The 26,924-nt window shown below is 34.7% G+C and carries 16 protein-coding genes; 1 reads left to right on the top strand and 15 read right to left on the bottom strand.

The genetic code is table 11. The annotated features are described in order from the left end of the window. Window positions 1–15: 15 nt before the first annotated feature. From ACSVH9_RS01830 to ACSVH9_RS01795, 8 genes are all read right to left on the bottom strand, one after another. Window positions 16–600, bottom strand: a complete 585-nt coding sequence (locus ACSVH9_RS01830; RefSeq protein ID WP_438062212.1) for an RNA polymerase sigma factor — start codon at window positions 598–600, stop codon at window positions 16–18. Window positions 601–863: 263 nt separating this feature from the next. Then, window positions 864–1,622, bottom strand: a complete 759-nt coding sequence (locus ACSVH9_RS01825) for a glycoside hydrolase family 16 protein (protein ID WP_438062211.1) — start codon at window positions 1,620–1,622, stop codon at window positions 864–866. 211 nt (window positions 1,623–1,833) lie between these two features. After that, window positions 1,834–4,128, bottom strand: a complete 2,295-nt coding sequence (bglX, locus tag ACSVH9_RS01820; protein ID WP_438062210.1) for a beta-glucosidase BglX — start codon at window positions 4,126–4,128, stop codon at window positions 1,834–1,836. 66 nt (window positions 4,129–4,194) lie between these two features. Beyond that, a complete protein-coding gene (locus tag ACSVH9_RS01815) occupies window positions 4,195–5,829 on the bottom strand; it encodes a glycoside hydrolase family 16 protein (protein ID WP_438062209.1) in 1,635 nt (544 codons plus the stop codon). A 12-nt stretch (window positions 5,830–5,841) separates the two neighbouring features. Beyond that, a complete protein-coding gene (locus ACSVH9_RS01810; RefSeq protein ID WP_438062208.1) occupies window positions 5,842–7,464 on the bottom strand; it encodes a hypothetical protein in 1,623 nt (540 codons plus the stop codon). A 12-nt stretch (window positions 7,465–7,476) separates the two neighbouring features. Continuing rightward, a complete protein-coding gene (locus ACSVH9_RS01805; RefSeq protein ID WP_438062207.1) occupies window positions 7,477–8,955 on the bottom strand; it encodes a RagB/SusD family nutrient uptake outer membrane protein in 1,479 nt (492 codons plus the stop codon). An 11-nt stretch (window positions 8,956–8,966) separates the two neighbouring features. Next, a complete protein-coding gene (locus tag ACSVH9_RS01800; RefSeq protein ID WP_438062206.1) occupies window positions 8,967–12,011 on the bottom strand; it encodes a SusC/RagA family TonB-linked outer membrane protein in 3,045 nt (1,014 codons plus the stop codon). Between the two features lie 241 nt (window positions 12,012–12,252). Continuing rightward, window positions 12,253–15,057 carry a triple tyrosine motif-containing protein gene (locus tag ACSVH9_RS01795; protein WP_438062205.1) on the bottom strand — a complete coding sequence of 935 codons (2,805 nt, stop codon included), beginning with the start codon at window positions 15,055–15,057 and terminating at the stop codon, window positions 12,253–12,255. A 191-nt stretch (window positions 15,058–15,248) separates the two neighbouring features. Here ACSVH9_RS01795 and uvrA point away from each other — a divergent pair, with 191 nt between their 5' ends. After that, window positions 15,249–18,056 carry an excinuclease ABC subunit UvrA gene (gene uvrA / locus ACSVH9_RS01790; RefSeq protein WP_438062204.1) on the top strand — a complete coding sequence of 936 codons (2,808 nt, stop codon included), beginning with the start codon at window positions 15,249–15,251 and terminating at the stop codon, window positions 18,054–18,056. 88 nt (window positions 18,057–18,144) lie between these two features. Here the strand turns inward: uvrA and ACSVH9_RS01785 are convergent, their stop codons facing one another. The 7 genes from ACSVH9_RS01785 to ACSVH9_RS01755 all read right to left on the bottom strand — a co-directional run bounded on the left by ACSVH9_RS01785 (window position 18,145) and on the right by ACSVH9_RS01755 (window position 26,824). Then, window positions 18,145–18,441, bottom strand: coding sequence for a hypothetical protein (locus ACSVH9_RS01785; protein WP_438062203.1), 297 nt, complete (start codon window positions 18,439–18,441; stop codon window positions 18,145–18,147). A 250-nt stretch (window positions 18,442–18,691) separates the two neighbouring features. Further along, a complete protein-coding gene (locus ACSVH9_RS01780; protein ID WP_438062202.1) occupies window positions 18,692–20,374 on the bottom strand; it encodes a mechanosensitive ion channel family protein in 1,683 nt (560 codons plus the stop codon). Between the two features lie 268 nt (window positions 20,375–20,642). Then, a complete protein-coding gene (locus tag ACSVH9_RS01775) occupies window positions 20,643–22,112 on the bottom strand; it encodes an oligosaccharide flippase family protein (protein WP_438062201.1) in 1,470 nt (489 codons plus the stop codon). A 40-nt stretch (window positions 22,113–22,152) separates the two neighbouring features. Then, on the bottom strand, window positions 22,153–23,448 hold the full coding sequence (locus ACSVH9_RS01770) for a glycosyltransferase family 4 protein (protein WP_438062200.1): 1,296 nt from the start codon (window positions 23,446–23,448) through the stop codon (window positions 22,153–22,155). Window position 23,449: 1 nt separating this feature from the next. Continuing rightward, window positions 23,450–23,908, bottom strand: a complete 459-nt coding sequence (locus ACSVH9_RS01765) for a hypothetical protein (RefSeq protein ID WP_438062199.1) — start codon at window positions 23,906–23,908, stop codon at window positions 23,450–23,452. Between the two features lie 150 nt (window positions 23,909–24,058). Next, entirely contained in the window at window positions 24,059–26,470 is a 2,412-nt protein-coding gene (locus ACSVH9_RS01760; RefSeq protein ID WP_438062198.1) for a YfhO family protein, read from the bottom strand. Window positions 26,471–26,518: 48 nt separating this feature from the next. Continuing rightward, window positions 26,519–26,824: a DUF4834 family protein gene (locus ACSVH9_RS01755; RefSeq protein ID WP_438062197.1), complete on the bottom strand. Its 306-nt coding sequence runs from the start codon at window positions 26,822–26,824 to the stop codon at window positions 26,519–26,521. Window positions 26,825–26,924 lie beyond the last annotated feature (100 nt).

The following is a 26,924-nucleotide window of genomic DNA, read 5'->3' as shown; positions in this document are numbered from 1 at the left end:
TTTTACCTTTTAGTATCAATTCGTTAAAATAATTTGATGTTTGTCGATAACTTTTCTCAAATTAAGCAAAGCATATCGCATTCTTCCTAAGGCGGTATTGATGCTAACCCCTGTTACTTCTGAGATTTCCTTGAAACTCATATCTTGGTACATACGCATCATTACCACTTCTTTTTGATCATCGGGTAATTCGTTTATGATGCGACGAAGATCCATTTCGACTTGGGAAGCTACCAATTGATTCTCGATAGTTAGCGAATCATCGGACATTACGGAAAAAATCGAAAAATCTTCGGTCTCTCTGTAAAGTGGCATTTTTTTGTTTTTTCTAAAATGATCAATAATGAGATTGTGCGCAATACGCATTACCCAAGGTAAAAACTTGCCTTCTTCGTTATACGAAGTAGATTTTAAGGTACGGATTACTTTGATGAATGTATCTTGAAAAATATCATTCGCTACATCACGATCTGGAATTTTAGAATAAATGAATCCAAAGATTTTGGATTCGTGACGTTTGATTAATAGTTCTAGTGCTTTTTCGTTACCAGAAACATACTCTTGAACTAAATACGCGTCGGTGAATTGTTTAGCAGCCATAGTCTTACCTTTTAGTTTAGTTTTAAATTTGGGGAAATTCTCTAAAAAGTAGTTTTGAACTATAGGCTTTATTGGTTTTGGTTAGTTAATGGTCAAATTTAACAAATTTTTATCCTAATAAACAAATAAAAAGTGCAAAAATTAAGAACTATCGTTAAATAAATAATAGAAAAAAGCCTGAATTCTTAAAAATAAAACCAGGCTTTCCTCGTTCAGCATTTTTGGATATAACTTGTTTTTGGAAAAAGTTATTTCTTAAAAAATTATTGATATACTTTGATGTAATCAATATAAAAATAATCCGGAAGTGCCGCATCGTCTACTATTTGTCCACCAAAATTACCTCCTATTGCCAAATTGGCTAGGAAATAAAACGGTTGATTGTACGGCCAAGTGTTTTCATTCTTTTCTTTGGGTTGAAAAGTGTAGGTTAATTGATTGTCTACATAGAAAGCAATTTTGTCCTTATCCCAATCGATAGCATACAAATGAAAGCCTTTTTCGATATCTGGAATCGTAGTTTTCTTGGTATTTATGGTGTTACCGTGACTGTCTTGTGTATGCAATGAATTGAAAATAACGTGAGGTTCACGGCCTACGTACTCCAAAATATCAATTTCACCGCATTTTGGCCAACCTGCTTCTTTGAAGTTAGAACCCAACATCCAGAAGGCAGGCCATAAACCATTGGCCACAGGTAATTTGGCTCTAATCTCAAATCGTCCGTATTGGAACTCTTTTTTGCTTTTGGTGTTGATTCTAGTCGAAGTGTATTTATTGCCTTCTTTTTTAGCTTTAATTACCAAATTCCCTTTCTCAATCGCGTGATTCGAATCGGTGTACAATTGTCGTTCGTTGTTTCCCCAACCGCAATTAGGACAACCATCGCCAATTTCGATATTCCAAACTTTTTCGTCAAGGGTTTTTCCGTTAAAATTTTCTTCCCAGACAAGTTTTCGTTGCGTTTGCTGAGCGAAACTACAACTCACCACTCCTACTATTAGTATTATATACTTTTTCATCCCTAAAAATTAATTCGTTATTGTTTTACCCAGAGAGAGGGTAAATCATAAAATATAAAGCGTTGATTTAAACTTGTATTTCTAATTTTTTTCAGGTATCCTCATTAAAGAGTATACGTTCGAAGTAAAAAAAAAACACCATTAAAAATTAATTCATCTTGCAGCAGTAATGAAAACGAAATACAAGTTAAACCAACTACTAACTCCTTTATTATTGGGCAAATTGAAAATCTGCCTGTAACGTTTGTGCTGAACTTCCGCCAACAAATACTTTGAAATCACCAGCTTCAGCTTCCCATTTTGCATTGGCAGTATAGAATTCGATTGTTTTTTCATCAATCGTAAAAACTACTTTTTTGGATTCATTGGGTTGCAACTCTATCATTTCAAATCCTTTCAATTCTAAAACAGGTCGCGTAACACTTGCAAATAAATCCCTGATATACATTTGAACCACTTCTTTACCAGCCACTTTACCAGAATTGGTAACCGTAACTGAAACTTCAATTTTACCGTTTGTTGTAAATGAAGGAGATGATAATTTCAAATCTGAATAGTCAAATTTGGAATAACTCAATCCGTAACCAAATGGATAAAGAGGCGTGTTTTTTTCATCGATATAATGCGACCAAAAAACACTTTCTGGTTCATTTGAAGAAGGTCTACCAGTGTTTTTATGATTATAGTAAATAGGAACTTGAGCTACATTTCGAGGAAACGTCATTGGTAATTTTCCGCTAGGATTGTAATCGCCATATAAAACTTGAGCAATTGCGTTACCGCTTTGTGTTCCTAATTGCCAAGCTTCAACAATAGCTGGAATATGTTCGTCTGCCCAAGGTAAAGCCAGTGGACGTCCATTATTTAAGACTAAAACAATTTTTGGATTTACGGCATAAACCGCCTCAAGCAATTCTTGTTGCACGCCTGGCAAACCAATATCAGTTCTACTGCGTCCTTCGCCAGATTGCAAACCGTGTTCTCCAAGAACCATTACCACGACATCCGCATTTTTGGCAGCAGTAATTGCCTCTTCAAAACCGCTTTTGTCTGTAGTATTGATTTTGGTTTCAAAAACAAATTTAGGTTCCCCTAAAGCTACATCGGCTCCTTTGGCATAGGTCAACTGATTGTCTTTGTATGCCTGTAATCCTTCTAAAACAGAAACTGCGGTATTGTCATCGGCTGCAATACGCCAACTACCCAATGGACTAGTTTTATCTGCCGCAAGTGCACCGATTAACGCTATTTTTTGACCTGATTTCTTAAGTGGTAAAATCTCATCTTTGTTTTTTAACAATACAATTGATTTTTTAGCCATTTCTAAAACCTGTTGATGGAATTCAGGTTTACCTACAGTTGCTTTTTCATATTCCTCATTGCAATATTTATAAGGATTATCGAATAAACCTAAAACAAATTTGGTTCTAAGTATACGTTTTACAGCTTCATCGATGGTGCTTTCTTTCACTTTTCCTTCGCGAACAAGCTGAACCAAATGCTCTACATAAGCACTAGATTCCATATCCATATCAGAACCTGCATTGATTGCCAACTCGGCAGCGTGTTTTAAATCTTTTGCATAACCGTGCGCTTGCATTTCCATAATAGAACCCCAGTCAGACACCATAAAACCTTGAAATCCCCAGTCTCCTTTTAAGATTTTTCGTTGCAAATAGGCATTACCTGTTGCAGGAATTCCATCCAATTCGTTGAAAGAATTCATAAACGTTCTTACTCCAGCATCGACTGCAGCCTTAAAAGGTGGAAAAACTATATTTTGTAACGTAGATTCGCCAATATCGACTGTGTTATAATCTCTACCAGCTTCGGCAAAAGCATAACCAGCAAAATGTTTAGCACAAGCCAAAATGTTTTTGTTGCTACTAAAATCTCCTTGAAAACCAACTACTCTAGCTTTGGCAATCAAACTTCCAAGATATGGGTCTTCGCCAGCACCTTCCATTACTCTACCCCAACGTGCATCGCGAGAAACATCTACCATTGGTGCAAATGTCCAGTTGATTCCAACAGCTCCAGCTTCTTCTGCCGCCATAGCTGCCGATTGCTGAATGGCTTGTAAGTCCCAACTCGCCGATTCGGCCAACGGAATTGGACTGATAGTCTTATAGCCGTGAATTACGTCAAAACCAAATAACAAAGGAATACCCAATCGGGTTTGTTCTACGGCAATTTTTTGTAGCGTTCGAACTTCTTTTACTCCTTTTACATTGAGCATCGAACCTACTAATCCTTTCTTTAAATTTTCGTATTTTTTAGCGGCTTGACCTTCTTTTGGTGAAGGACCAGTAACATCCCAAAAACCATTGTATTGGTTTAACTGTCCAACTTTTTCCTCCAAAGTCATTTTCTTTAATAAAGAAGTAACTTTTTTATCCAAGATAACTGCAGATGCCACGGGTTTAGTTTGAGCAGTTACAGAACCGAGGTGTAAACCTGCAATAACTAAAGCCATTACAAGTTGTTTTTTCTTTGTGAGTATCATAAGCTCGCTGTTAAAAAATAGAAGATTGATTGTGAATCAATCTTCTATTGGTATTAGTATTTTAAATTATTGGTACACTCTAATGTAATCCACTTCCATAGTAGATTGCGTAAAGGCTGGGTCAATTGTTCCTCCAAAATTTCCACCCATAGCCACATTCATAATCAAGAAAAAGTCTTTATTGAATGGCACTGTGTTGCTGTTTGCAAATGAATGAAATAATTTATCATCTACATAAAACTTTATTGACGATGGGGTCCAAATGGTTTTATACACATGAAATTCTGTGGAAGCATTAGTAATTGTAGTACTAGCTGTATTCGCATTTCCACCAGAATTCCCAGGATAATGCAAGGAACCGTGAATTACATTCTGTGAGTTTCCTACATGTTCCATAAAATCGATTTCACCACAAGCAGGCCAAGAATTTGTTTTGTAATCTTGCCCTAAAGACCAAACCGCAGGCCATGTTCCGCCACCAGCAGGCAATTTAGCTCTAAATTCAATTTTGCCATAGGTGAACTCATATTTGTCCTCAGATTTTAAACGTGCTGATGTATAAGTAGAACCTTCTTTTTTCGCTGTAATTTTCAATACTCCACCTTGAACAACTACATTCGAAGCGCTATTTGTATAGGTTTGAGATTCATTATTACCCCAACCGCCAGCACCTAAATCAAAGCCCCATTTGGTTGCATCTGGAGCTCCATCAGTGTTGAACTCATCAGACCAAACTAAGTTAGTATAATCAGTAGGTCCTGTAGCTTGTCCAGGAGGTGTAGTTGTAAAAGTATGATACCAAGCTAAGAAATCATTACCTCCCATTACCGCTCTAACTACCATACGATTATCCGTAATAGAAATGATTTCATAAGAACTAGTACCAATGTAATACCCCATAAATCCGTTATCAGAAATAGTCATCAAGGTACCTCGAGTTTGAGTAGCAGCGTTTGGATTTTTGGTTACAAAAGACTCCGATGGACTCAAAATAACCGTTTTTTGTCCACTTGTGTCTAAAGCTCTACAGTCATCATTTCCTCCACCAATAAAAGCAGCATTATAGTAAGTTTGCCCTTGGTTATCCAAATTAAATTTCAATTGATCTCCTGCAACAGAAAATGTCATCACACTATTGTATAAACAAGTAGATGCTTTTTCATTAGCTGCGGCACCATAGAACGATGGATAGTAGTTTTGAGTTCCAAATTGAGCATCAGTATGTGAAGTATTTGGACCAACGCCCAAATGACCTACTTCAGATTGAGCCCAATACCATTTTTTAGATGAACCACCAGTTAAGAATTTCACAGCTTCTTCATCTTTGAAATTACTAAACACAGTAACCTCAACAGTAGTATTGGTCGTGATACCTCCTTTTCCGCTCGCTAATACGGTTACGGTGTAAGTATTCGTTCCAGGTTTAGCAAAGCCTTTTTCAAAAATACCACTTGGAGCATTTTGAGAAGTTCCATCACTAAAAATGTATTTGTAGGAAATTGCATTGTCAGCAGTAGCTGTAAAAAGCACTTTTCCTGACCCGTCTCCGTTGGGAGCAGTAGCAGATTTACCTACGATATCTACTTTTACAGCTAAATTCGTAGGAGTATCCAAAGAGCCAAACTCTACATTATCGTCCTGACAATTTACCATGAGTAACAGTAAAAAGGCAGCTGTTATATATTTTAAAATATTTTTCATTTTTGAATAGTTTTAGTTGGATTGTTTGATGTCGTCAAAGTAATAAGTAGTACCTGTTCCATTCACACCAAAATCAGGGAATAAAATCACTCTGTCATATTTATTAGACGTACTAAATGCTCCGAAAGTAGTAAGATCAAATGTTAGTACTTGCCATGCATTAGCTACTGTAGTAGTCGCTTCAACCTCAACAAAAATTGTTGGATTCCCATTGCCATCTTTTGGTGATGTAGAATCTTCCATCTTGAATAAAATTTTAGCACCAACTTTTGGCGACCAAACAGTCACTTTTACTTTGGTTCCTTTTGTAAAATCTACAGTAGAATCAAGATTTAAACTAGCTCCTGCCCAAACTTGTGCTCCAGATGGTTTATCTATTTTAACCACTTTATTGGATACATTTGCTCCTGTTTTATCTGGATTATTAACTACAGAAGCTGGAATCGCTCCAAAATCTGAAGCACCAAAACCACTCCAAGCATAAGTTATACTGGCTTCAAAATCAATAGGCATTTGAATAGTTTGTGTAGGTGCTTTATAGAAATAAATATTATCTATAAATACTGAACCTTTTGCCCATGGCGTTCCAACAAATTTCAACTGAAAAATATCTGCTACTGTCAATCCTTGGCTTGTAAATGCTGAAATTGGAATATCAATACTTGTCCATTGATTGGCTACAAGATCTTTCACTACAGGTTTCTCACCATTAGTTTTACTAATCAATGAGGTTTCAATTTTTGCCAAATCAGCTGTCCAAACATCCATATGAATGTATTCCATTCCTGAAACATCGATAGTTGTTCCATCAGCTAAAGCAATTCCTTGGTAACTCAAGTTGATATAGTTTAACATCTTATCTCCATTCAAATCAAACTCCGTCCAACTACTACCTTGACCTGCTTGTCCCCAATCTGGGAAGAAATTAGTTCCTGCTACATTGGTATATTTAGATCCGTAAAGAGAAATTACATCAGTAGCTTGTCTGTTAGGTGGTGTTGGTGCTGAAGTAAAAGGTTTGTTCACAACAGTAACCGTAAAATCTACTGAATATTCCGTTGTTTGTATGGCAGCACTTTTAGAAACCACACGAATTTTGTATACTCCTGGTTGATCATAAATATATGAAACTGATTCCCCATTATTTGCCGAAATAGGATCCGGTTTTCCTGCTTCTCCAAAATAAACATCATAGAATAAAGCAAAATCAGCTGTGGCTTTCACAGTAACTTTTTTAGAAACTTGCAAATCATTTTCTATAGTAACAACCAATTTTTCTGGTGCTCTAAAAGCAACAACTACTTTTTGAATTACTTCGGTTCTTTTTCCGTCAATAGTAGTTCCAACAATTTTGGCATCGTAAACACCTTCTTTATAAATATGATCTACAGTACCACCTGGGGAAACGTATCCAGGAGTAGTTGTTCCATCACCATAAAAAATTTCATATCGAGTAACCCCTTCACCTCTTGGCAAGAAAGTTACTTTTCCTGTATTATCTTGTGTAACTGTAGTTAACGCAGATATATTACCAGGAGCGTTGACACTACTAACATCTATAAGGTCATTTTCGTTAGTACAACTTACTATCAAAATAAGTGCTAACATGCTTAGTATATAAACTATTTTTTTCATCGTTTTTATATTTTAGTATCCAGGGTTTTGTTGCCAATTTCCATTTGAAAATTGAATTTCTTCAATAGGTAAAGGGAATAATTCGTTTTTACCAGCAGTAAATCCTGGGATTTTTCCAGCTGCTTTACCAGTTCTCACCAAGTCAAAGAAACGATGTCCTTCACCCAAAAGTTCTACTCTTCTTTCTGCCAAAACAAAGTCCGTCAAAGCTGCTCCAGAAGCGGTAATATCATGATTGGTATCACCAAAAGCACGACGACGTACTTGATTCAAATACAATCTAGCTTTAGCATCATCAATTCCACCTCGGCTGTAAGCTTCAGCTGCCATCAGCAACACATCAGCATAACGAATGGCTCTGTAGTTGTTTGGATTAGTCAAATTCAAATCTCCTGCAGCATTCGCACTTCTTTTTCTTGGTAAATATTTTCTATTGAAATAACCTGTGTGTTCGTTTCCTTTACCAAAAGTAGCACTAGTACTAACTGCCCAAGCCTCAATATCAAGGATGGCTACATCTTTTCTTCTGTCACCAATTTCGAATGCATCAGCAGCTTCTTTTGTTGGTACATTAAAACTAAATCCTGGAGAAAAAACACTACCTGAATAGTTTCTAATACCATTAAACCCAACTGCTACATTCCCTTCACTACATTGTAAACATCCAAATCCAGCTCCTTCAATATCTGTATATTGAACCTCAAAAACAGATTCTGCATTGTTTTCACCAGCTTCTTCAAAAATAGAATTATAGTCTGTAACTAATGAATAAGTATTAGCAGTAATAACGCTTTCCAAAGTAGTTGCTGCTTGCGTGAATTTATTTTGATACAAATACGCTTTTCCAAGCAAAGCCAATGCTGCACCTTTGGTAGCACGACCTTTTTGAGAAGGAACAGCAGCCAAATTAGCCGAAGCATAAATCAAATCCGCTTCAATAGAAGCATATACTTCTTGAACTGTCGCTCTTTTGATTGTTTTTTCATCACCAATTTTGAAGCGAGCGTCACCTTTCATCGGAATCCCTCCAAACCATTTTACCAATTCAAACTGATAGTAAGCACGAAGAAAACGAGCTTCAGCAATAATTTGATTTTTACCTGAAAAATCAGTTTTGTCTTTGAACTCTAAAATATAATTGGCTCTTTGAACCCCAGCAAACATCCAGTTCCATAAATCACGTAAATTACTATTTACTGGTGTATGAATCATATCGTCAACTTGTTGAAAACCGATTACATCCGTTGGACTTTCACCACCAGCTAAAGTATTATCTGAGGCTATTTCACCTAATAAAACATTTAAATAGGAAGATTGTAATAAATCGTAAGCAGCTACTAGTGCTTTGTCATAATCATCCTTAGAATTAAAATAATTTTCCGAATCTATAGAGTATTCAGGGGAACGATCTACAAAATCATCCGAACAAGAGGTAACTGTAAGTGTGGTAACAAATACGGTTGCTATCGTAAAAAAAAGATACTTTTTCATTGTAATTGCAATTAAAAATTAATGTTTAGTCCAAACAAATAAGTTCTTGGAATTGGATAAAATCCATAATCAATTCCTCCACCTATTGGCGCACCATTTGATGCCCCTGGATCGTAACCTTTGTATTTAGTAAACGTATATAAATTGTTTACCCCTGTATATATTCTGAATTTTGACACTCCAATTTTTTCAGAAACTGTAGGACTCAAGGTGTATCCCAATTGAACATTTTGAATTCGGATGTAAGAAGCATCTTCTACAAAATAATCTGAGAATACATTATTTGCGGTCGCTCCTGTAGTTACACGAGGAGTAGTATTGGTAGACCCCTCGCCTGTCCAACGATCCAAAACATAATTCAATCGATTAGCGTCAGATAAAGTTCTTTCGTAGTTGCGAACCATATCATTTCCAACAGAAGCAAAAGTGTAAACAGCAAAATCTAGGTTCTTATAATTCAATTGCATATTGAAACCCATTGTGGCTGCTGGAATTGGATCCCCAATATTGGTTCTATCATTAGCATTGATAATACCGTCACCATTTACATCAACATATCTTATATCACCAGGTGCTGCATTTGCTCCTAAAGCAAGTTGTGATGGATGCGCATCAATTTCTGCTTGATTTTGAAAAATTCCATCTGTTTTATAGCCAAAGAAATATCCAATTGGTTTCCCAACTTCCATTCTTGATGGAGCGGGTTGTCCTACTCCAAAAGAGCCTCCTTCAATAAATCCTGTACCATTATTTACTTCTAAAACTTTATTTTTAAGGAAAGTCACATTATACCCTAAACTTAATGAAAATTCATTTTCAAAGGTATGCTTATAATCTATGGCAAATTCAAGACCTGAATTTCTTACACTACCGGCATTAATGGTCGGTGAACTAGCTCCTGGAGCAAATACACCATTAATACCCGAAACAGGAATATCTCCAATTAATAGGTCAGCTCTAGTATCGATAAAATAATCGGTAGTAATGGATAACTTACTGTCGAATAGTTTTAGATCCAAACCAACATCAAATTTCTTAGCTTCCTCCCATTTCACAAACGGGTTTGGCAATTGACCTGTTGCTGTACCATTTACTAGAGCGTTATCAAAAACATAAGTAGCTTCTCCAGCAAGTAAACCTAAATATCCATTATTTCTTATTTGGTCATTCCCTAAAGTACCATAACTAGCTCTTAATTTCATGAAATTAAGTGTTTTGGATTCTCCATAAAAAGGTTCATCTGAAACAATCCAACCTGCGGTAAATGATGGGAAATAACCAACTTTATTTCCAGGCCCAAACTTAGTCGAAGCATCACGTCTAAGCATTGCAGACAATAAATACCTTCCTTTGTAGTCATATTGAATTCTACCAAAATAAGAAAGCCTTCTTTCATCATATACATAAGAACTGTTAGTTTTAGCATCTAACGTTCCTGTAGTTAGTGATATATCAGCGAAATTCCATGAGTTATTTGGCACATCAAACCCAGTTGCAAAAAGACCATTTCCCCATTGCTTGTAAATTGTATTTCCGATAACACCAACAATATTGTGATCTTCACCAATTTTTTTAGTATACGTTCCAAAAATATCAAATGTAAAATCATTGTCGTTTACAGTACCCTGAGTTACTGAACTTCGCTGTACATCAAAAACTTTACCCCCGTAGCTGATTTGTTTAGCAAAATTTTTAGATTCACTATTCGATGTATTAAAACCAATAGTGCTCGAAAGAACAAATCCATCAAACAATTTATAATCCAATCCAAAATTACCATTCAATTTCTTGAAATTATAGTCATTGTATGTGTTCTCAATTTGAGCTAATGGGTTAATAATTTCAGTACCTAATCCTGCAGTACTTGGCACTAAAGTAAAATTACCATTCGCATCATAAGGTGTTAAAGTTGCGGGGGTATTCAATGCATTGAATAAAACTGAACCCAATCCATTTTCATTTAATGTTTTTCTATTAAAGTAAGTATAGATAACATTCGTTTTCATTTTCAATTTATCGCTTAAATCTGCACCTAGAGCAACTCTAGCAGTGTTTCTTAAAAAACCCGATTTATCAGCACCAACAATACCTTCTTGGTCCAAGTGAGAACCACTAACAGCATAAGTTACTTTTTCAGAACCACCAGTTATGGAAATATCATGATTGATAATAGGAACTCCTGTACTGAATACTTCTTTTTGCCAATTGGTTCCTTTTCCTAAACCTGAAACATTTGGATAAGGAATAGTTTGACCACCATTTGCATAACTTTCATTCAATAACAAAGCATACTCTGTAGCGTTTAAAGTAGGCAATGTTCTTGATGTTTCTTGAAAACCTACATAAGTATTAAAGCTTACCTTAGTTTTGGCGTTCTTTTTTCCTGTCTTGGTAGTAATCAAAATCACCCCATTAGCACCAATAGTTCCATAAATGGCAGCTTGTGCATCTTTCAAAACAGTAATGGTTTCGATATCATTAGGATTGAGCAGTCCTAATTCTCCAACATAGCCATCAATAATAGTAAGAGGTCTATTTTCACCATTGGTAGCAATACCACGTATACGGATATCTAAAGCGGCACCCGGCGAACCCGACTGAGTCGTAACATTTACCCCAGAAATAGTTCCTTGAAGTGCTTGTTCAACCTTAATTGGCTTAATAACATCCAAAGCTTTGGCATCCAGAACCGAAACAGCTCCTGTTACCTCTCTTTTCTTTTGGCTTCCGTAACCAATAACTACAATTTCTTTAAGTTGACTTGCTTCTTCTTCCATTTTTACTACCAATGACTCACTTCCTTTAACAGTTACTTGAGTATCTAAATAACCTACATAACTAAAAACGAGTACAGCATTAGTTGGAACCTTGCTCAACTTAAAGCTTCCATCAAAGTCTGTTGAAGCACTTTGTGTTCCATTTTTTACCCTCACATTTACACCCGGAAGTGAGGAGCCGGATTTGGTATCGATTACCTTTCCATTGATTTCATTCGTTTGTGCATAACCCAAAGAGGCCAGCAAAATGAATGCAATTACTACTAGTTTAGATTTCATAATATTTTGGTTTTGTATTGAATCCTAAAATTACTACAACTACAACGTGATAGTTAAAAAGGAACCTCTACAAAAAACATACAAAACAAAAAAAATGGCTTTTATTTAAGTAAACAGCAAAAAACAAGCGTGTTTATTAAGAAATACACATTGGAACTTGTTCTTAAAAAAAATAAAAAACACCACAAACAATACAAATGTTGTGGTGTTGTATAGGTAAAAAGTCGCTTTTTTATAAAAACTATACGGTTAAAATGTATTCTACAAGCCCTTGTTCATGTGGTAAATCCATTTTTTTACGCAAACGATATCTTTTTATTTCTACACTTCGGACCGAAATGTTAAGTAATGGAGCTATTTCTTTAGAAGAAAGATTCATTCTTAAATAAGCACATAGGCGCAAATCATTTGGAGTAAGGGAGGAATGCAATTGTTTTACCCTCTTTAGAAAATCTTTATCGACACTATCAAATGCTTCTCTAAACACTTTCCAAGAATCCTCTTCGGTTATGTTTTTATTAATGGTAGAAATTACAGATTTAATATTCGAGGTTTCGCTCTGTGCTGTTTTCTTTAAATCTTCTTTAATAAAAGCCAATAATTCATTTTTGCTATTCAAACTCATTGTAGAAACTGCCAATTCACGACTTTTTGAATCTACGTCTTGTGAAAGTTGTTCATTGCGTAAGCGCATTAACTCTTGTTCGTTTTCTAATTCTTTAATTTCTAATAAAAGGTTGTTTTCTTCGATTAATTTGGCTTCTTGCTTTTCATAAAAATTTTTGTAAGCTCTATGAATATAGAATACCAAAACACCAAATAATACTAAATAGATAATTACAGCCAAATTCGTAAGGTACCACGGTTTTAAAACTGTAAAAGAATAAATAGCTGTATTTTCTAATAATGTATTCGAAAATTTAGCTCTAACTTTAAATACATAGTCTCCTGGTGGTAAATTTTTAAAATTAACAGCAGAACGTGAACTCCATTTACTCCACCCTTCTTGAAATCCTTCTAATAAAAACTGATATTCGGCATTGATATACTTATTGTATTCAGGCACCGTAAAATTGAATGCAATATTGTTTTGTTTATAATTGAATTTTCCATCTTCCGGAATAGCATAGTTATAAGAACCTTCGTTCAAACGATTTACTGCAATGTTCGTAATGGCAACTTTATAATTTTTAAAACTCAAATCATTCAAATTCAAAGTATAGTAACCATCAACTGTTCCTATGAGGAAAACAGAATTTGAGAGTTGCGTACAATTCTCATAACCCAACATAGAGTTCGTTAATGAAGCTGGAATCGGAATTACATTATCCTTTAATTGATTACTCAATTTACTTAAGGATAAATAATGAATATAGTTCTTAGTAAATAACCACAATCTATTAGAATCAACAATCATTTGACCTGAGGTATACTCATCTTTGCTAAAAACAGCGCTCAATAACGGGTCTTTTATGAATTGCTTAGTTTTGGGGTTCAACTTAAAAATTCCTTCCTTGTAGGCATAATAAATTGAGCCGTTGAATTGAGATAAACTAGCATTTTTCCCTTTTTTAGGGTTGGAATAGGTGTAAAAAGGAGCTGTTTTTGTCAATTCTTTATTCAAATGTAAACGAAAAACACCTTTGTATTCGTGGCTTATATATACTTCAAGACCTTTAGTAATTTCAAAACTTTTGGCTGAATAATCAAAACCCGCTATTTTGTTTTTAAACACCCATTGATTATTGATTTTTTGAAGTAGCGAAATCCCATAATAATTGCCTTGCAACAAAAGGTCTTTTCTGTTAGGAATAGGACAAAACTTCCAAGTACCGGAGTTTTTAAAAATAGGAATGGCAGTTCCTCCTTGTATCAAAAAACTTCCTGAATCATGTCCACAAAACAATTCTCCATTCCATTCAAACAAGGACCAAACTTGTCCTTTAGTTCCGTTTATAAACTTAAACTCTTCATTAGAATAATAATTTTTATAAAAAAGCCCCTGATTGGTCCCTACATATAGCTTTCCTCCTAAAAGTTTTGTAGCATAAACAGTACCCAAAATCCCTGTATTATCAGTAAAACTTTTAATAGGAGATTGCAAATTGATACAATTGATGCCGTTGTCTAAACCAATCCACAGATTTTTGTCGGCATCTTCAAACAAGGATAAAGCCGTATTGTTACTCAATCCTTTGGTTTGCGAAATATGATGCTGAAGTTTTCCGTTTTTATCAATTATAAAAACACCATTAGAAACTGTTCCAACAGCAAAACTTCCATTGGATAGTTGTTGACTATTATAAATATTATTTGCAATTAGCTGATGGTCAACTTCGGTTACAAATCGAGAAACGGTCTGATTAATTAAGGTATAAAAACCATTCCATTGTGTTTGTATCAAAAGTCCTTGGTCTACGGCGAATACATTGATGATTTTATTGTTTTTCAGTACAGGGCCATTCGAAACCAAACTTTCATTTCCACTAACAATTTCAAAAAGTCCATTAGAAACGGTCTGGTAATATATCCCATTTGATGTTCGATAAGCTTTCAAAATACCGCTTTGGGGAGCAATTACTCTAAAAGTTTCTTTTTTAGAATCATAAATAAAAATTTTATTCAATGATTGAAAAATAATCCATTGGTCATAATTCAAAATATTCCAAAACTGCTCATCCTCTTGAATTTTACTTTTAATCTTTTTGCTTAATGAGGTATAGTGCAATTGTCCATTTTTTTTGCGTACCCAATAACCAAATTCCATATAACAGCCCGTATAAATTCGTTGTCCAATTACTTTTACTGAACGAATAATTGTTTCATTTGGTGATGGGTACAAATCCCATTTAGAACCATCAAAAGTGAGTAACCCCTCATTATTGGCAAAATATAAATATTGATTTTGGTCCTGAGAAATCATCCAATTCTGATTGCCAGCACCATAAATATTAGGTGCATATTTTACAATTGGTGGCAATTCTTGAGCAAAAAACTTGATGACCGAAAATAGTGTTACTAGTAGTACTGCTTTTTGTAATCGCATAGCTAAATTATTTATGTAAAACTATAACTTAATATTATAAATTCTAAATAAATCGGCAGAAACAAAAGATTCACAACACAAAAAACAAATAGCATAGCGCCTTTTTTAATCAAATATGGCTAAAAATTGTGATTCGTTCAACCTCAACAAACAGGGCAAAATTGATTACTTTTGTGCAAATTCATTTTACTATGCCGATTGAACTTTCTACTATAGACCCAAAGCAAAATATCATCATTAAAGGTGCTCAGGTTCACAACCTAAAAAACGTGGATGTTGTAATTCCAAGAAACAAATTGGTCGTGATTACAGGACTATCTGGCTCCGGAAAGTCAAGTTTGGCTTTTGATACGCTTTATGCAGAAGGACAACGCCGATATGTAGAAAGCTTATCTTCGTATGCACGACAATTTTTAGGGCGATTGGATAAACCCAAAGTTGAATACATCAAAGGGATTGCTCCAGCTATTGCTATAGAACAGAAAGTAAATACAACCAATGCCCGCTCAACTGTAGGTACCTCAACAGAAATTTATGACTATATCAAGTTGTTGTATGCGAGAATTGGCAGAACTTATTCTCCAATATCTGGTCAAGAGGTTAAGAAAAACACTGTAACAGATGTGGTCAATTGTGTTAAAGAATTAGAATTGGATACTAAATGGTTACTCCTAGCACCTTTACATGTAGAGGAAGGACGGAAACTACAAGATAAATTAAAGATACTACAACAACAAGGCTTTGCAAGAGTACTTGTCGATTATGAAATGCTTCGTTTAGACGATTTCATTACTTCTATTGCCGACAAAAAAGAGAAAGAGTTAGAAAAATTAACCATCGAACTTATCATAGACAGGATTGTAGTAAAGAATGAAGAAGAGTTTTACAATCGATTGGCAGATGCAATTCAAACTGCTTTTTATGAAGGAAAAGGAGAATGCTTTTTACAAGAACTCAACCAAAATAATCGTTTTAGCTTTTCTAATAATTTTGAGTTGGACGGCATTACGTTTTTAGAACCAAATGTTCATCTATTTAGCTTTAATAATCCCTATGGCGCTTGTCCCTCTTGTGAAGGTTACGGAAACATTATCGGGATAGATTCAGAACTTGTTATTCCTAACACCACACTTTCTATTTTTGAAAATGCCATTTACCCTTGGCGAGGAGAAAGTATGAGTTGGTTTAGAGATGAGCTTGTCAAAACCGCATACAAATTTGATTTTCCAATTCACAAACCTTATTTTCAACTCAGCGAAGAACAAAAAGAGTTATTATGGACTGGTAATCAATATTTTCAGGGGCTCAATGATTTTTTCAAAGAATTAGAAGAAAAAAATTATAAAATTCAAAATAGGGTGATGCTTTCTCGTTATAGAGGTAAAACCAAATGCCCTACATGCAAAGGAAAACGCCTTCGTCCAGAAGCATCCTATGTCAAGATAAACCAAAAGACAGTATCGGATCTTGTTGATTTACCAATAAAAAATCTAGTCGATTTCTTCAAAGAAATTCAATTGGATGAATATGAAAAACAAATTGCAAAACGTTTATTGATTGAAATTAATAATAGATTGTCTTTTTTGACCGAAGTAGGATTGGATTATTTGACCTTAAACCGAAACTCGGCAACTTTATCAGGTGGAGAATCACAACGAATTAATCTAGCCACATCTCTTGGCAGCAGTTTAGTAGGGTCCATGTATATTTTAGATGAACCCAGTATAGGCTTGCATCCTAAAGATACCGAACGTTTAATTAATGTGTTGCTTTCGTTACGCAATTTAGGCAATACCGTAATCGTGGTGGAGCATGATGAAGATATTATGAAAGCCGCCGATATGATTATTGATATTGGTCCTGAAGCTGGAACCTTGGGAGGAAACTTAGTAGCCCAAGGAACGTACGCAGAAATCCTCAAAGCAGATTCGCTGACAGCTAATTATTTAAGTGGCATTAAAACTATTGCAACTCCTAAAAAAAGACGTGCTTACAAGAATTACATAGAAATAATTGGAGCAAGGGAAAACAACCTGCAAAATATAGATGTCATCTTTCCATTAGATGTACTTACCGTTATTACAGGCGTATCTGGAAGCGGAAAAAGTACTTTAATCAAAAAGATTTTGTTTCCTGCTATGCAAAAAAAGCTAGAAAACATTGGTGAAAAAGCAGGGCAATTTTCAGAAATGAAAGGTTCATTTTCCCATATTAAACATATCGAATATGTTGATCAAAATCCAATTGGAAGGAGCTCCCGATCTAACCCAGTAACCTATATCAAGGCTTATGATGACATTCGCGATGTATTTGCAAAAGAGAAATTATCAAAAGTAAGAGGATACCAAGCCAAGCATTTTTCTTTCAATGTAGATGGTGGTCGATGTGAAACTTGTAAAGGTGAAGGAACCATCAACGTAGAAATGGTTTTTATGGCTGATGTACAATTACCATGTGAAACATGTAATGGGAAACGATTCAAAAAAGAAATTTTAGAAGTTACTTTTGAGGAAAAGAGCATACACGATATACTCACAATGACAATTGATGATGCCATTTCCTTTTTTACTCAACACAAACAAAATAAAATTATTCAAAAACTGCAACCTTTGCAGGATGTTGGTTTAGGTTATGTACAGTTAGGACAATCCTCTTCAACTTTATCTGGTGGAGAAGCACAACGTATAAAATTAGCTTCTTTTTTAGTAAAAGGCGCCACCAAAGAAAAAGCCTTGTTTGTTTTTGATGAACCAACTACTGGTCTTCATTTTCATGACATCAAAAAATTACTTACTTCATTCAACGCTTTGATTGAAAAAGGACATTCTATACTAGTTATAGAACACAATTTGGATTTAATAAAATGTGCCGATTGGATTATTGATTTAGGTCCAGAAGGCGGAGAAAACGGAGGAAAAGTATTAGCCGTTGGAACACCAGAAGAAGTAGTTAAAAATAAAAACTCTGTTACAGCAAAATACCTAAAAGATAAACTATAGTAAAACTGAAAACGCATTAAAAAAGCCACGAATCAAGTACTTATGTACAAATATTCGTGGCTAATTTTTATAAAGCAATTGATTAAACCTAACCCATATAGCAATTTTCTTGAAATACATTTCCATCTTCATCTAGACCAACAACAATCTTTTTAGCCTTTGAAATGTGATTCAAATAAAGCCAAACAATAGACCAGATTCCTAAAGTAATACAAGATAATTTAAAGTTTAATCTGTGGTCTACCTTTTGTGGCTTTTTAGATAAAACAGCGAAAGGTAATGCATCATTTCTTTCCTCTAAGATAAATCCTTCTTCTAATTTAGAATTAATAGATTTTGTAAAAATGGTTAAATCTTCTTGGTTTAATGGTTGGTTACTTTTCATAGTTCTAAGGTTTTAAAGTTAAAACTCAATCAAAAATTAAATTTTAATACTTGACAAATTTACCCTAGAATATCAGTATTCACAATACCCACATTTAGTGATATTTGTTATAAAAAAACAAAATAAATCATAACTAACTGAAAAACAGTATTTTATAAAAATAATTCAGAAAAAGAATTAGATGAATGACAAAAAAACTCGTTAAAGTACATGTAAAAAGACAACTATTGAACTCATTTTAGATTATTCCCTATTCATCCTTAGTTTTAACTTGAAAAACGGACGGCTGATAATCTCTAGATAAGTAGGACTCTGGGATAGTCGTATGATTCCCATCGCGAAGGGCTTTATAATGCGGTGACATAATTTCGATGCCTGCTTCATTAAAACAATCTTGAATGTTTTGATGTAAATTTGAGTAAATGAGCGGTTGCTTAGTGGCTTCTTTGGTAAAAGCATTGATTTCATACGAAACATAAAAATCATCCAAACTGGTTTGTAATACAAATGGTTTGGGCTCTTTCTCAATCAAGTCTGTACGATTTGCTGCTTCGATTAGGGCTTTATGCACTTCACGCCAAGGTACATCATAACCAATCGTAACCGTGCTATGAATCACTAATCCCTTAGTATTGGTTCTCGTATTGGCTGAAAAATTTATTGAGGAACTCGATAAAACAGTGGCATTGGGAATAGTAATATCTTCCATTTTTGGGGTGCGTACCCTAACTACCAAGGCCGTTTTTTCTATCACCTCACCGTTTACATCGCCAATCTTGATAAAATCTCCAATCTTAAAAGGACGCATATACGTAATTACTAATCCAGCCACCATATTAGCAATAGCATTAGAAGAACCAATAGAAAACAAAACACCAACAAATACGGTAACTCCTTTGAAAATGGGCGACTCAGAACCTGGGAGGTACGGAAAAATAATGACTAACATAAAAGCATACAACAATACTTTTACAATGTTAAAGGTTGGTTTAGCCCAATCGCTGTAAAACCCATCAATGTTGATGTTCTCTTTTTGGATTTCATCTACAAAATATTTGATAATTTTTAGAGCATAGCGAAACAATACTACAATAACGATGATGGAAAACAGATTAGGTAGGAAGTCAATAAAACTCACCAAGGCGAATTTGGCGGGTTTCATAATCCAATGAATCAGCGTCGTTGTGTACCCCACAGTTGATGGAAACACACTAAATAGCAAGGGTAACGAGAGGTAAATAACAAAAATAAAAACTATGGTACGAATGATTCCAATAATGCGTAAGGTAAAATAAAGCTGGTTTGATGGTGATAAAATGTGAAAATTCTTGATTAAAATCCCTTTGAAATATTTATTCTCATTGCGGATTAAAAAATATTTGAACTTTCGAAAAACTACGTTTATACCAAACAAGAGCAAACAAATACATCCAATAAATAGTAATTCTAGCGCAATGCGTTTCATCCACTTAATAGGGGCGTTGTTCTCTTTGGCTTTTAGAATAGATTCAGCAATTAGCTTTACATTTTGCGCTGCTAAAGTTTGGCTGTCTTTGCCTACAGATTGAGCATCAAGCGTGGTTATCGACATTATGATAAAGGCTTCTTTATAAACGATATCGAGCGTAATATCAGCTGGGACGATTTTTAAAGAATCTGCTTCGAATAAAGGGTCGCTGTAAATTTGTTGAATTCTTTCAGCAATGGCTTTAGCTCTTTTTTCTGGAGAAAAACTTCCTATTTTGTTATGGATAAAGAATAAAGTGTCCTTAAAAGGAGCTACTGGATAACGCTCTCTTATAGTCGGAATAGCATCTGGTTTTATGGTTGTAGCAGTCTTCCCATCAGGTTTGGATGCTGAATTTTGCCCCCACAAAATAGTAGTAAAAATCAATGAAATGAAAAGGATTCTAAAGGCTTTCGTGCGGTTCATAGTAGTTGAATGTCTTTGAATTAAACTATACGATTTCATTGTAATGCTAGCAAGAAAGCCAAATGCTTCCTTTTAGCCCCGACAGCAGCGGCATCCTTTGCTTTTTTTCTTTAAAAAAGCAAAGATATAGCGGATGGCGGGACGATGTGACCAAAAAATCCTTTGACCACTGCTCCTAAACATCATTTTTATGAAATCTTGCTTAACAAATATAACGACAAAACAACATACTTTTAACAGAATTCCTACTATTTAAACCGAGTGAATGCTATTTTTTTATTTTTAATTTAACAAAAAGCGTATCAATAGCCTGATTGATTTCGGGAGAAATAACCATTTTGTAGTTGGCATAAACATAGACTATTGTTAGCAAAATCGACTTTAACATAATCCCAATTATCGGATGAAATGGAAATTGCCAAAAGTAAAAGAGAAGAAAAATAACCACCGTAAGACCTAATGATTCTAAAGTTGGTTTGCTAAATGGATACAGATGCATTCGATTGACCACAAAATACAATTTGGCAATACTGTACGCGGTAATGGACAACAAAGTAGCAAATGCGGAGCCAATTATGCCATATAAAGGAATAAAAATCCAATTGAGTAAAAAGGTTAGCACCGCCAACATTACGCCCAAAAACAACACCATACGATAATACTTGGAGTTGAAAATAATGGCGTTATTGTTTCCTAATATCAAATCGAAATACTTTGAGACACCAATCATAAAAACGACCATAATTCCGCCCGCATATTCTTGGGGCAACAATTCATACAACTGATTGATATTGACAAAGATGCACAACATCACGAATCCGCCCACCATTTGCAGATTGATAGAGGTTTTTTTGTACAACAAATTCAATTCGTCGTATTTGTTTTCGTGCATTAATTTGGCTGTAATTGGGTACACGATTTGATGCATAGCACGACTAGGAACTGAAATCACCAAAGCAATAAACGTTGCCACAGAGTAAATCCCAATAGCTCCAATATCTAGATATTGATTCAGCATAATTTTATCTCCGTCGAGTAGCAAATTTGCAACACTACCTGACAAAATAATATAGAAAGAGTATTCAACAATTCCTTTTACGTGTGCTGGAATCACCCATTGAAAAACAGGTTTTTTAATTCGGAAGGCGTAAAACATAGTAACCAAAAAGGCTATAAAATAAATACCTGCCGTAAGATAAATAAATTGTACCGCAGTAATCAACTTAAAATACATAGCCAAAAGAGCCAGCAATGAAAACAGTCGCAAACCGACTTCTTTGATAAAATTCCCAAAGACTGAATGCATATGTACTCTTGCCCACGCATAAAATATTTCGAAATACGCCATAGACAAGCCTACAAAGGGTATCATCCAAATAAAATCTTTTACAATTGGATTCTTTTTGGTTACGAAAAATAGAATTTCATCATAAAAAAACAAGCCAATTAAAATCAGAGGGATACTGAAAAGTAAGGGGAACAAAACGGTAAAAGACAAAAACTGATTTTTCTCCTCTTCGGTTTTGCACTGAGAATAAAACTTCACTAAAGTATTTTGCATTCCAATTGCAAATAAAGGCATCAACACATTAGCACAAGACAAAATGTAATTAGAAAGACCATAATAGGTTTTGCCTAAAATAGGAGGAAATAAAAACAAGGTACTTATCCCCCCTATTCCAAAACCGATGTAAGTTATTATAGTGTTCTTTAATGATTGATTTAAAACAATGCCCATTATTCGAAGGTAGAATTTAGAAGTTAGAGGTTTGAAGCTACTATTTTGAGGTTAAAAGAGTAGCTAATTCTTTGGTTAAACTTTTTCTGGAATATTTTTGTAAACCAACAGGATTCGACTGCAATTTTCCTTCCAAAAATTGTTGATAGTAGGCTAAAATGGTCGCTTTTAATTGCTGTTTTTTATCATATTCAAAGAACACACCAGTATTGGTTCCTGTAATAATTTCGGCAAAATCAGAGTCTTTGGGACCTATAGCGATAATTGGTCTTCCAGAAACCATATATTCGAAAAGTTTCCCCGGAATGATGCTTTTGGTATCTTCTGAATCAATTTCGATTAACAATAATACCTGCGATTTACGTTGATGCGCAACAGCTTCATCGTGTGATACATAGCCCAAATTATTCAAATAGTCATTGAGTCCAAATCGGGTAATCGTATCCAATACTTCCTGACTTACAGCACCCATCAATTTAATTTCAAGTTGCTTTTTAAAGTCAGGGATTTCGGCAAGTAACTCTACTAAACTTTCCCAAAGAATCAGTGGATTACGTTCGGATAAAAACGAGCCAATATGTGCCAATGTGAATTTGGCATCTAACGTTTGTGGCGCAACATTTTCAGTATCATACCCATTCGTAATAACTTCAATTGGTTTTGAAGTAATGGCTTGAAACTCCGTTTTAGTCGTTTTGCTAGTTACAATTATCGTATCAGCAACATTCAGTACTTGATGTTCTAATTTTTTATGCTTTTTGGCTGCATAACTAGACAAACGCAAGGCTTTGTGATAGCCAATAGTCGTCCAAGGGTCACGAAAATCGGCGAACCATTTGACGTTTACTTTTTTTTGCAACTCCAGTCCAATCAAATGCAAACTGTGCGGAGGACCTGAAGTAACGATAGTATCGATATTATTTTCAGCAATGTATTTTTCTAAATAAGCAACAGAAGGTTTCACCCAAAAAACACGGGCATCTGGAATGAATAAGTTCCCACGTATCCACAATAAAAACGCTTCCAAAAAGGATTGCTTTTTTTGATTAGGAATGATTCCAGAGCTTATTTTTTTGGTTTTATTTTTAGAAAAAAAAGAGGCCAATTGATAGGGTTCAAAAATACTTTTTTTCAAAATAATGGCTTGTTGCGACACTTCTTTTTCTAAATGAGCATCGACTATAGGATAAGTTGGATTTTCTGGAATATAAACAATCGGCTGTATATCAAAATCTGGCAAATATTTCACAAACTTAAGCCAACGTTGCACCCCTGGCCCACCGGCTGGCGGCCAATAATAAGTGATGATTAAGAGTTTTTTGATATCTTTCTTCAAGTTATTTGTTATTCAATTTATTTAATTCCTCAATATCCAATTGATCCTTTAATCGATTCGTCGCTTTTTTTGCCAGTATCAAACTATCATAATCAATGAAATACACAGGAACTTCGTTTAAGTAAACAATTGTTGCATTTTGAAGTAGTTCATCAAAATTTGCATTTTCCAATCCCTTAATAGATGTCATTACATCCAAACGTAAATCATACGAAATTGTAAAATCTGTATATCCCGCTACAAATTGCATCGTTTCAATTTGAGGAAAGTCTCCTATTCCAATTTGTTTAAAAGCGGCTCTAAGATTGATTCTATTGTCAATGGTATCTTCTATCAGTATATCAATATCCCCAGTGTTTCTTGTATAGCCATAAATATTTACAGCAAGACCTCCAATAGTTAGATAACGAACATTTTTTTCGTTGAATATTGTCCAAATATTTACTATTTCTGGAAGCATTATTTTTTCTGTATAACTCTAGGTGCGTGTTTTAAAGCATATGAAAGTTCAACCAATGACATAAATCGTTCCAATCGCTCCAAATATACTTTTTGCAATTCAACCTTTTTAGTATCGATTTTAGCTTTAGTTTTCATCTCTTTCTTTACTCTATTTTCTTGATTTTTTTCTCTCTACATATATCCCTCCTACCAAAAGCAATAGCATTCCAATAGAACTAATCAAGGCTATAAGACTTCCCGTTTGAACCACTTGTGGCTCGAATTTGAATTCAACTTGGTGTTTACCCGCTGGGATTTCAATGGCCCTCAATACATAATCTGCTCTTAAAATTGGGGTTTCTTTACCATCAACGTAGGCTTTCCAACCTTTAGCATAATACATTTCAGAAAATAGCGCTAAACCAGCATTAGCATTAGTTGAAGTATACGTTAGATGATTCGGTTTGTAGGCATCCAAAGTAATTACCGCTGAAGCATCTTTTACAAAGTTTTTATTTTGAATGGTAAACTCTTTCGTATTGACAATTGCTACGTTTTTAGAATCGAATTTATCCAAAGCTTTCATTTCTTCATCAGCAGAAGAAACTGCTTTTACTTGATTTACAAACCAAGCGTTGCCATTGGCATTAGGATTAACGGTTGGGAATTCTTTGCCTTCTTTATCGGTCTGAATGATGTATTTTACATTTAAAAAATCTAAAACCTCAATATTATTTTTAGCGATTTGATAGTCGAATAACTGCTGAATTCTTCTAGGCTTAGCCGCGTGATAACCTCCCAAAGATTTATGAAAATAAGAAGCTCTTGCGCTTGATAGATTTCCACTTACCTCAAAAACTCTATAATTAGAAGGGTCTCTCAAAATTTGAATATCAGCAGGAGTTTCTTGAAATGGAGCTGCCACTTCTCTACCATTCATAAAATCTTTTCCTGAGACATACTTTTTATCCACGAAGAAAAGATCAAAAATCATCAAAATCCCAACCAAAATTATGGCTGTGTTTTGTGCCAAACGCTTTTGGGTATACAACCATAAAACCGCAGCGATAACGACTATAAAAAAGGCAGAACGCAACAAATCGGCAGTATACAAACTCATACGATCTGCTTTTAATGCGTCTACAAATCCCGGACCATAGTTTTGCAAATACAATCCATCATTGCTACCAGCATAACTCCAAGCACCTTTACTCACAAATAAAATTATCATAACACCTAAACCAAATAGTACAGTGTGCAAAATTCCTTTGGTTTGTTGTGGCTTTTCTAGAGTAAAAAAGGATTGTAATCCCATAATGGCTAATACTGGAAAACATAATTCCAGAATGACCTGAATAGACGAAACGGCTCTAAACTTATCATACATCGGAATGTAATCAATGAAGAAATCTGTCAATAAAGAAAAGTTTTTTCCCCAAGACAAGACTAAGGCAAACATAGCGCCTCCAAAGAATACATATTTGATTTTTCTTTTATCAATAAATAATGCTAAAACCGCCAAAAAGAAAACCACAACTCCAATATATGCTGGAGCTGCTACAATTGGTTGATCTCCCCAATATGTTGGCAATCCATTAGCAAAATCGGCAGCTTGATCTTCAGGAACACCTTGACCCACCATAAATTCAAACATAGCACTGTCTTTCCCAAGAGCTTCACTATTCGAACCACCAAAGAGCCTTGGAGCAATCAAATTGAAACTCTCCATAATACCATAACTGTATTCTGTAATGTATTCGCGAGACAAGGCGATGTCTTCCGTTTTCTTTGAACCGTCTGGATTAAACGTCAATTCACTTTTCCCACGAGTACTAAAAGCAGCATATTCAGAAGTAGCTAGTAAATTGGTAGCATTTGCTCCAATAGCCAAAATTCCTGCAATAGCCAATATTCCAAAGCTTTTGCCAAGGTCTTTATATTGTTTCTCTTTGATGGCTTGATACGAATAATACCCTACCAAAATCAACAAAAGCAACAACAAATAATAGGTCATTTGAAAGTGATTTGCATTAATTTCTAGAGCTGTAGCAAACAACGTAACCAAGCCTCCCAGAATATATTTACGCTGAAAAACAAGCATAAAACCTGCAATTACCATAGGCATATACCCAATAGCGTGGGCTTTGGCATTGTGCCCCACTCCCAGAATAATAATCAAATATGTAGAAAAACCAAAGGCAATCGCACCAAAAAAAGCCTTAAGCGGGTCGATTTTTAAAACCAATAAAAGACCATAGAATCCTAGATAGTATAAGAATAAATAATCGGCTGGTCGAGGTAAGAATCGGATAGCATCATCTAGAGCACCGATGTAATCGTGAGGATATTTTGCGCCTAATTGATAGGTAGGCATTCCACCAAAAGCAGAATTTGTCCAATAAGGTTCTTGATGTTCGATGGCTCTAAAGTCGTTTTGCTCTTTGGCCATCCCAGTAAACTGAGCGATATCGGACTGGAAGATTTGTTTTCCTTGTAGAACAGGATAAAAATAAATTAAAGAAATAACTACAAAACCTAAAATAGCTAATGCGTGCGGGTAAAATTTATTTATAACTTTCAATGGATTCAGATTTGAATTAGATTAAAAAATGGGCTTCAGCGCACAAATTTAATCTATTTCTTCGTAATCCACATATTCTCCCACTTTTTTGGTTTCTTTTGGATTTTTGGAGCGAGCCGTATCTACAATAATCTCGTCTTGATTATTGTATCTTCTATTATTTTGAGCATATTGTTGCTGTGTATATTGCTGTTGCGCATATTGTTGTTGATGCTGAAAATTTTCACTGGCTTTCTCTACCGCTTTTTTAACTAAAATCGGCAAAAAAAGTTTAGCCAAAAATTTAAAAACATAGTAAAACATAATCATGTAAAACAATGTTCTTACAAATCCACTAAATGAAGCTAGTTGCATATCTAAAAATTTTTCCAAAATTAGTAAATCAAATGGTCAAATTTAAAATCCTAATCTTAAATAAATAATAAAATATAGTACATTTGGTTGCGTTACTATT

This window comes from Flavobacterium sp. RSSB_23, assembly GCF_051547145.1.
Taxonomy (GTDB): Bacteria; Bacteroidota; Bacteroidia; order Flavobacteriales; family Flavobacteriaceae; genus Flavobacterium.
This window is presented reverse-complemented; position numbering and strand designations above follow the sequence as displayed.

Excerpts from the sequence above, each read along its gene's own strand:
- ACSVH9_RS01815 (WP_438062209.1), bottom strand. The coding sequence starts at position 5,829 with ATGAAAAATATTTTAAAATATATAACAGCTGCCTTTTTACTGTTACTC.
- ACSVH9_RS01830 (WP_438062212.1), bottom strand. The coding sequence starts at position 600 with ATGGCTGCTAAACAATTCACCGACGCGTATTTAGTTCAAGAGTATGTT.
- ACSVH9_RS01825 (WP_438062211.1), bottom strand. The coding sequence starts at position 1,622 with ATGAAAAAGTATATAATACTAATAGTAGGAGTGGTGAGTTGTAGTTTC.
- ACSVH9_RS01810 (WP_438062208.1), bottom strand. The coding sequence starts at position 7,464 with ATGAAAAAAATAGTTTATATACTAAGCATGTTAGCACTTATTTTGATA.
- bglX (WP_438062210.1), bottom strand. The coding sequence starts at position 4,128 with ATGATACTCACAAAGAAAAAACAACTTGTAATGGCTTTAGTTATTGCA.
- ACSVH9_RS01785 (WP_438062203.1), bottom strand. The coding sequence starts at position 18,441 with ATGAAAAGTAACCAACCATTAAACCAAGAAGATTTAACCATTTTTACA.
- ACSVH9_RS01805 (WP_438062207.1), bottom strand. The coding sequence starts at position 8,955 with ATGAAAAAGTATCTTTTTTTTACGATAGCAACCGTATTTGTTACCACA.
- uvrA (WP_438062204.1), top strand. The coding sequence starts at position 15,249 with ATGCCGATTGAACTTTCTACTATAGACCCAAAGCAAAATATCATCATT.
- ACSVH9_RS01800 (WP_438062206.1), bottom strand. The coding sequence starts at position 12,011 with ATGAAATCTAAACTAGTAGTAATTGCATTCATTTTGCTGGCCTCTTTG.
- ACSVH9_RS01765 (WP_438062199.1), bottom strand. The coding sequence starts at position 23,908 with ATGCTTCCAGAAATAGTAAATATTTGGACAATATTCAACGAAAAAAAT.
- ACSVH9_RS01795 (WP_438062205.1), bottom strand. The coding sequence starts at position 15,057 with ATGCGATTACAAAAAGCAGTACTACTAGTAACACTATTTTCGGTCATC.
- ACSVH9_RS01780 (WP_438062202.1), bottom strand. The coding sequence starts at position 20,374 with ATGAACCGCACGAAAGCCTTTAGAATCCTTTTCATTTCATTGATTTTT.
- ACSVH9_RS01775 (WP_438062201.1), bottom strand. The coding sequence starts at position 22,112 with ATGGGCATTGTTTTAAATCAATCATTAAAGAACACTATAATAACTTAC.
- ACSVH9_RS01755 (WP_438062197.1), bottom strand. The coding sequence starts at position 26,824 with ATGCAACTAGCTTCATTTAGTGGATTTGTAAGAACATTGTTTTACATG.